The following is a 7,907-nucleotide window of genomic DNA, read 5'->3' on the forward strand; positions in this document are numbered from 1 at the left end:
TGGGACCGGTCACCCTGTTCCTCGTCCCCAAGCATCTGCCACTGACGATCCAGTCCGATTTTGCAGACGGGACCCTCAAGGGGGAGATACTGCCGCTCAAGGGGGCCAACATGGTGCTCATCGGAGACATGCAGGAGCCCCTCGCCCCGGTTGCCCGCCAGCTTGAGTCACGCCTGCACTGGTCCATTTAACAGACCTTGACCCAAGCTGACTCGTCCTCCGCCTCAGCCACATCACAGGCAGACATCCTCATTGTCTGCCTGTTCATCCCCACATCCCCGCATGTTCCCGCCCATTGCCCGCGCGAAGTCACATTTCTACCATTTATTTTAAATGACTCAAATGGCACCATTTGTGCTTTATTTATCCAATAATAGATAAATCAGCCTAATAAAACGGCAAGTTAAAACAAATGATTAACACAATGGAAACTTTTATGTATTCTGCTGTCACTGGTCTGATTTCTTACCTCCTACCAGATCCATAGAATCACGCCAGCAATGAATGGGAAGAAGCTGACATAACAACAGATCATGTCGTCAATAGCCGCCAAAGAGCCGCGATGTCGACAGAAAATCTGCTTACAAAGAGAGAACACTATGACAACTGCCTTTTTCAAGAAAAGCCTGATCGCTGCGGCCGTGACCCTGGCCAGCACCCAGACCTTCGCCGCCGCGTTCCAGCTGAACGAGCACTCGGCCTCCGGTCTGGGGCGCGCCTACGCAGGTGAAGCAGCCATCGCCGACAACGCGGCCGTGCTGTCCCGCAACCCGGCGGCCATGACCACCTTCGACAAGATGGCACTGTCTGTATCCGGCACCTATATCAAGCCCGACGTGGATGTGGCTGGCGACATCTATGCCGGCCCCACCAAGCTGGCTCCGTCCAGCGAGAGCGACATCGCCCCCGATGCCTTCGTGCCGGCCACCTACTTCATCCAGCCCCTGAATGATCAGTGGGCCTGGGGGATCGGCCTCTTCTCCAACTACGGCCTCTCCACCGAATATTCCAAGACCTTCGCGGCCGGTGCCGGCGCCGGTGACACCGAGCTGCTGACCTTCAACATCAACCCCAACATCGCCTATCGCATCAACTCCAGCTTCAGCGTCGGTGCCGGCATCAATGCCGTCTACGCCGCCGCCGAGCTGAACCGTTATGCCGGTGCGCTCTCCGCTGCCATTCCGGGTGCCAACTCCGATACCCGTCTGGCTCACCTGAAGGGCGACACCTGGGGCTTTGGCTGGAACGTCGGCACCCTGTACGAGATAAACGAAAACAACCGCCTCGCCCTGACCTACCGCTCCCAGGTGGACTTGAGCTTTGACGGCGACTTCCAGGGCGCCACCTCCCTCAACCGGGTCGTCGACGGCAACCTGAAGCTGGATCTGCCAGCCCAGGCCGAATTCGCCGGCTATCACCGTCTGAACCAGCAGTTTGCCGTGCACTACTCCGTCAACTGGACCGACTGGAGCGCCTTTCAGGAGCTGAAAGCAACAAGTTCAGGATGTAATATGCCTGGCCAACCAGGTGTATGCCTCAATAAACCGGAAAAGTTCAAGGACTCCACCCGTTACTCTCTGGGCGGTACCTGGTACGTCAACCCGTCCTGGGAAGCCCGTATCGGCTTTGCCTACGACAACACCCCGATCGAGCCGGAATATCGCAGCCTGAGCATTCCGGATTCCGACCGCGTATGGTATAGCGCCGGCGCCACCTACCACATCGACAAGGACATGAGCGTCGACTTCGGCATGGCCTATCTGGACGGCAAAGAAGTAGACGTAAACGAAGGACTGCGTAGCCATGATGACGGACTGCGCTGGAAAGGCACCTCCCACGGCAACGCCCTGCTGGCTTCCGCCCAGTTCAACATGAAATTCTGATAATCAGCAAATTGACCAGAGCGCCTGCGGGCGCTCTTTTTTTATTCCGAATTCCTGTTTCAGCGTACATCTGTAGTAAACAACTGTACGCTTTTCTTTTTTTATCAAGCTATTAGCAGCACATCCCCCAGCATTTAATCCCGTTTTCATCCGCTCACCCCCACGCCCGTTGCCTTACTGGTCATACCATATAAAATCCTGCCTCCAACCATAAGAACGTTCGAACTCCAGGTTCATTTTCAAGGATAATGCAATGCACTCCATCATGAAGCCGTCTCTCATCGCCCTGCTGGTGCTGTCGAGCCAGGCCCAGGCGGCAGGTTTTCAGCTGGCCGAGCAATCCGCCACCGGCATGGGCCGCGCCTTCGCCGGCGAAGCCGCCATCGCCGACAATGCCAGCGTGCTCTCCCGCAATGCCGCCGCCATGACCCGTTTCGATACCATGGCCTTCTCCGGTGGCTTCATCTATGTGCACCCCGACGTCAACATCGAGGGCACCACCCGGGTGCCGACCCCCAAGGGGCCGGTCAGTCTGGATGCCGGAGCCCACGACATTGCGGGTGACGCCTGGGTGCCCAACGCCTATCTCATCGTGCCCCTCAACGAACAATGGCGCCTCGGACTTGCCGCCACCTCCTATTACGGACTCGGGGTCAAGATGCCGGACAACTACAACGCCGGTCACTTCGGCAACGTCTCCGACATCAAGACCATGGATCTGGTGGCCTCCCTGGCCTATCGCATCAACCGCATCTGGTCCGTCGGGGCCGGTCTCTCCGCCATTCAGGGGGAAGGGGAAGTGGGCGGCACTTTCCCCTCCAACAACCAGATAGCCAAGCACCTGAAAGGGGATGGCTGGGCCATGGGCTGGAACCTGGGCACCCTGCTTGAGTTGTCGCAAGCAACCCGCATCGGTCTCTCCTATCGCCACGACGTGACCCTGACCCTCTCTGGTGACGCCATCGGCATCGATCAGAAGGGCCAGCCCTTCACCGATACCGGCAGCCTGGATCTGCCTCTGCCCGCCACCGCCGAGCTGGCCCTGTTCCATCAACTCACCCCGGCCCTGGCGCTGCATTCGAGCATCAACTGGACCAACTGGAGCAAGTTCGTGCAGCTCGAATCCGAGCTCGACCACCACGGCACCATGCACATCAAAGAGGAGCACTGGGAAGACAGCTGGCGCTATGCGCTGGGGATGACCTACCAGCTGGCCCCCCAGTGGCAACTGCGCTCCGGTATCGCCTACGACCGCAGCCCGGTCCCGGCGGATCGCCGCACCATCTCCATCCCCGACTCGGATCGGGTCTGGTACAGCGCTGGCGTGGGCTACCAGATTGACCGTCACCTCTCGCTGGATCTGGGGCTGACCCTGATCGACGGCAAGAAGGTGGACGTGAGCGAAACCATGCAGCTCAGGCCCGGCATCCCCCAGACCACCTCCACTTTCAATGGCACCTCGGAAGGGGATGCCTGGCTCGCCGGCCTGCAGCTCAACTACCTGTTCTGACACCCCGGGTTTCCTGACAAATAGTATGCCAGTTGTTGACCTTCCCGACCGGTCGGCACTGGCATAGTGATCCGCTTCACCATAGAATCAAGCCTGTAACCATGGTGGAGAGACGCATGTATTCCTATGTAGCAAGGCAGCCCATTCTGGATCGGGAGTTGAACACCCAAGCCTATGAGCTGCTGTTTCGCGACAGCCTGGACAATGTATTTCCCTCCGTCTCCGCACAGCAGGCCACTTCCAGGCTGGTTGCCGAGCAGTTCTTGCAGCAGAACATCGACCATCTCATCGGAGATCACCCCTGCTACATCAATTTCCCCCACTCCCTGTTGCTGGATGGATTGGCCGAATGCCTCCCCCGTGACAAGGTGGTGATCGAGATCCTGGAGGATGCCGAGCCCGACGATGCGCTGCTGGAAAAAGTGATCCAGCTCTATGGGCTGGGCTATCGGTTGGCGCTGGATGACTTCACCATGGTCTCAGACTGGGACAGGTTCCTCCCCTACATCCATATCATCAAGTTCGACCTGCGCAGCACGCCGCAACCCTGCATAGAGCACTTCATGGCGAATCATCGCCACCTGCCCCTCACCTATCTGGCCGAGAAAGTCGAGGATCAGGCCGAGTTCGAGCGGATGAAGCAGCTCGGCGTCACCCTGTTCCAGGGATTTTTCTTCAGCCGCCCCCAGATGGTGCAACAGCCCACCATACCGCCGGCCCAGCTGGTGGTGATGCAGCTGCTCGAGGTGGTCAATCAGACCGAACCGGATCTGGACAAGATTGAGAAACTGCTCAACCAGGATCTCACCCTCTCCCTCAAGCTGCTGCGCTACATCAACCACCTCAAGCGTTTCCCCCAGCCCATCGCCTCGTTTCGCCAGGCCGCAAGTTCCCTGGGGCACGCCCAGCTCAAGCGCTTCGTCGCCCTGATCGCCGCCACCAGTGCGGGAAGTGAAAAGAGCGCCGAACTCCACCAGATGTCCCTCATCAGAGCCCGGTTCTGCGAACTGCTGGCCCAGACCCATGCGCCCGCAGAGCAGGCACAGCAAGCCTTTGTCACCGGCCTCTTCTCCCTGCTGGACGTGCTCATGGGTGAACCGCTGGATCAGCTGCTCGGCTCCATTCCCCTGACCGACGACATTCGTGCCGCCCTGCTCACCCGCAAGGGCAAGCTCGGGTTCTACCTGGCGTTGTGTGAAGATTTCGAGAAAGCCGACTGGCAGCGGGTCGCCGCCAACACCGTCCGGCTCGGCCTCAACGAAGAGAAGGTCAGCCACCTCTATCTGAGCGCCACCGCCTGGGTCAACCAGCAGCTTCAGGCCATGGAAGAGCAACCGGTCCACTCCCGCCAGACATGACAACGTCCCTCTTGAAGGGACGTTGTCATTTCATCAACCCGCAGCAATCTCACCCACGCATTCAGCCTGCCTCGATGGCGATGGCCGTTGCCTCCCCTCCCCCGATGCACAGGCTCGCCACCCCTCGTCTGAGCCCGCGGGCACGCAGGGCATGGATCAGGGTCACCAGGATGCGGGCGCCACTGGCGCCAAGAGGGTGCCCCAGCGCACAGGCCCCGCCGTTCACGTTCAACTTGTGATGGGGAATGCCGCACCCGGCCATGGCCAGCATGCTCACCATGGCGAATGCCTCGTTCACCTCGAACAGGTCCACCTCCTCCACCGACCAGCCCACCCGGGCCAGCAACTTGTCAATGGCGCCGACGGGGGCACTGGTAAACTCCGCCGGCAAGGCGGCGTGACTCTGGTAACCCACTACCCTGGCCAGCACCGGCAATCCGAGCTGGGCAGCGGTCTCCCCCCGCATCAGCACCAGGGCTGCCGCCCCGTCCGAGATGGAACTGGCATTGGCCGCCGTGATGGTGCCGTGCTTGCTGAAGGCCGGCTTGAGGCCGGGGATCTTGTCGGGCCTGGCTTTGCCCGGTTGCTCATCCTCGGCCAGCAGCAGGGTATCCTCAGAGGTCATGACGGGAGCCAGTTCCGCGGCAAAGGCACCGCTGCGCTGCGCCGTCAGCGCCCGCTCCAGGGAGGCGATGGCAAAGGCATCCATATCGGCCCGGATCAGTCCGCTGCGATCGGCACTCAACTGGGCGTAATGCCCCATGAGATGGCCTTCGTAGGCATCCTGCAAGCCGTCCAGGAACATGTGATCGAGCACGCTCTGGTGCCCCATGCGAAAACCGCTGCGCGCCTTGTCCAGCAGATAGGGGGCGCGGCTCATGCTCTCCATGCCCCCCGCCACCACGACCTCGGCCTCCCCCAGACGCAGGCTGTCCGCCGCCAGCATCACTGCCTTCATGCCGGAGCCGCATACCTTGTTGATGGTGGTGCAGGGCACGCTGTCCGGCAGCCCCCCCTTGAGCGCCGCCTGGCGGGCTGGCGCCTGGCCGGCCCCTGCGCTCAGCACGTTGCCCATATAGACCTCATTGACCTGCTCCCCCGTCATCCCGGCCTGCGCCAGCGCGGCGCGGATGGCGCAGGCGCCAAGCTCGGGGGCCCCGAGCACACTCAGGGCCCCCTGGAAAGCCCCCATGGGGGTACGTTTGGCCGCCACAATCACGATATCCATCGATAGCACTCTCCTTGTTACATCGGGATAACATATGCCGCGACCGCGACAGGAACAAGACTTGCGGGGAAGTTGACGTTTGGGTAAGGTGCCAGCCTGCATTGACAACCAGATGGCAGCCAAGACAGCCCCATGACCAAATCCAGGGACGACACCCGCACCTTCAGCATCAGCGAACTGGCTCGCGAGTTCGATGTGACCACCCGCAGCATCCGCTTCTACGAGGATCAGGGCCTGCTCAACCCGACCCGCCAGGGACAGCACAGGATCTACAGCCGTCAGGACAGGGTGCGGCTCAAGCTGACCCTGCGTGGCAAGCGTCTGGGCTTCAGCCTCGCAGAGATCCGGGAGCTGTTCGATCTCTACGATGCGGACAAGAGCAGCCGCTCCCAGTTGCAGACCATGCTGGGGCTGGTAGCCGACAAGCGGGAGACCCTGCAGCAACAGCTGGAAGATATCCAGATGGTCCTGCTGGAGCTGGAGGCGGCCGAACAGCGCTGCCGCCAGGCCCTGGCACACCTCTCCCCCTGAGGCACGCAGACGGGCGAGGCGAGCGGGGAACACCGCCAGCAAATAGACACAAATGAAAGAGGGAGGCTTGAAGCCTCCCTCTTGTCATGCATCGTGGACGACCGATATCAGGCCTCCTTGCTCCAGCGGTTCGGATCGTAATCCGGGCTGTAGCGATCGACGATGATGGCACAGGCCGCATCGCCGGTGATGTTCAGCGCGGTGCGGATCATGTCGAACAGACGATCCAGCGCGAACAGCAGCGGCAGACCCTCGATGGGAATCCCGGCCGCCAGCAGCACGGCAACCACCAGGAAGCTCGGGCCCGGTACACCGGCCTGACCGATGGCACCCAGGGTGGAGGTGACGATGATCGCCGCCCAGGCACCCATGGAAAGATCGATGTTATAGACCTGGGCGAAGAAGATGGCGACCAGGCCGTAATAGATGGCATTGCCGCTCATGTTGATGGTGGCGCCCAGCGGCAGCACGAAGGAAGCGGTGGCGTTGGTCACCTTCAGATCGCGCTCGCAGGTCTCCATGTTGACCGGCAGGGTCGCCATGGAAGAGGCGGTGGAGAAGGCCACGATCTGCGGCTTCTTCATCGCGGAGAAGTACTTGCGTACCGGTGTGTTGGAGAAGAACGCGATCAGCAGCGGATAGACCACGAAGCCGAAGATGAGGATGGCGGCGACATAGACGACGAACAGCTTGAGCACCAGAGTCAGCACGTCAAATCCGTAGGTGCCGATGGCGTCGGCCATCAGGCCGAAGACGCCGATGGGGGCGATCAGCATCACCTTGTTGATCATCCAGACGAAGGCGTCCACCAGGGTGTTGAGCCCGTCCACCAGCGGCTTGGCGCGCTCGCGGGGCTGCTTGGCCAGGGCGATGCCGAGGAACATGCAGAACACCAGGATCTGCAGGATGTTGGCCTCGTTCAAGGCGCTGAACACGTTGGTCGGGATCATGCCAAGCAGGGTGGCCACCGCATCGGGCAGTGCACCCTTGTCGGCGTAGTCGCCGGAGAACATGGCCGCGGTGGCGCCAAAGTCAACGCCCACACCGGGTTTGAACACCTGACCCATCACCAGCGCCAGGAACACCGCCAGTGCGGAGGTGCCGAGGAAGAAGGCGAGCGTGGTGACGCCAATCTTGCCAGCAGCGGGACTGGCCCCCAGGTTGGCGGCCCCGGACAGGATGGCCACCGCCACCAGCGGGATCACCAGCATCTTGATCAGCTGGATAAACAGGGTGCCGAGCGGCGCAAACACCGTGGCTTGCTCTCCCATGAGCGCCCCGACCAGCGCGCCCAGCACCATGGCCACCACTACCTGGAAGCGGCGTTGTTGATCAAATCCGTCGCTGGATGGCCGTTCCCCAACCCGTTGATACCACTCAATTCACTGGCTGGCGAA

The 7,907-nt window shown here is 61.0% G+C and carries 7 protein-coding genes; 5 read left to right on the forward strand and 2 right to left on the reverse strand.

Annotated elements, in window-relative coordinates; all coding sequences use genetic code 11:
- The 4 genes from PG892_RS20430 to PG892_RS20445 all read left to right on the forward strand — a co-directional run.
- Positions 1-191: DUF3379 family protein (locus PG892_RS20430; RefSeq protein ID WP_270825786.1), on the forward strand; the 191-nt coding region annotated here is incomplete at its 5' end.
- Positions 192-599: 408 nt separating this feature from the next.
- Positions 600-1,883: an outer membrane protein transport protein gene (locus PG892_RS20435; protein WP_198497875.1), complete on the forward strand. Its 1,284-nt coding sequence runs from the start codon at positions 600-602 to the stop codon at positions 1,881-1,883.
- 253 nt (positions 1,884-2,136) lie between these two features.
- On the forward strand, positions 2,137-3,393 hold the full coding sequence (locus PG892_RS20440; protein ID WP_198497876.1) for an OmpP1/FadL family transporter: 1,257 nt from the start codon (positions 2,137-2,139) through the stop codon (positions 3,391-3,393).
- Positions 3,394-3,509: 116 nt separating this feature from the next.
- A complete protein-coding gene (locus PG892_RS20445) occupies positions 3,510-4,751 on the forward strand; it encodes an EAL and HDOD domain-containing protein (protein ID WP_270825787.1) in 1,242 nt (413 codons plus the stop codon).
- Positions 4,752-4,812: 61 nt separating this feature from the next.
- Here PG892_RS20445 and PG892_RS20450 read toward each other — a convergent pair whose 3' ends face one another.
- On the reverse strand, positions 4,813-5,979 hold the full coding sequence (locus PG892_RS20450; RefSeq protein WP_210556022.1) for a thiolase family protein: 1,167 nt from the start codon (positions 5,977-5,979) through the stop codon (positions 4,813-4,815).
- Positions 5,980-6,111: 132 nt separating this feature from the next.
- On the opposite strand from PG892_RS20450, the gene PG892_RS20455 reads away from it, so the two are divergent.
- The gene (locus tag PG892_RS20455; protein ID WP_010674655.1) at positions 6,112-6,510 is read left to right on the forward strand and encodes a MerR family transcriptional regulator; all 399 of its coding nucleotides are present in this window, start codon (positions 6,112-6,114) and stop codon (positions 6,508-6,510) included.
- 107 nt (positions 6,511-6,617) lie between these two features.
- On the opposite strand, the gene PG892_RS20460 is transcribed toward PG892_RS20455, so the two are convergent.
- Entirely contained in the window at positions 6,618-7,820 is a 1,203-nt protein-coding gene (locus PG892_RS20460; RefSeq protein ID WP_210556021.1) for a dicarboxylate/amino acid:cation symporter, read from the reverse strand.
- Positions 7,821-7,907 lie beyond the last annotated feature (87 nt).

The organism is Aeromonas sp. QDB68, from assembly GCF_027707405.1.
In the GTDB taxonomy this organism is placed as follows: domain Bacteria; phylum Pseudomonadota; class Gammaproteobacteria; order Enterobacterales; family Aeromonadaceae; genus Aeromonas; species Aeromonas caviae.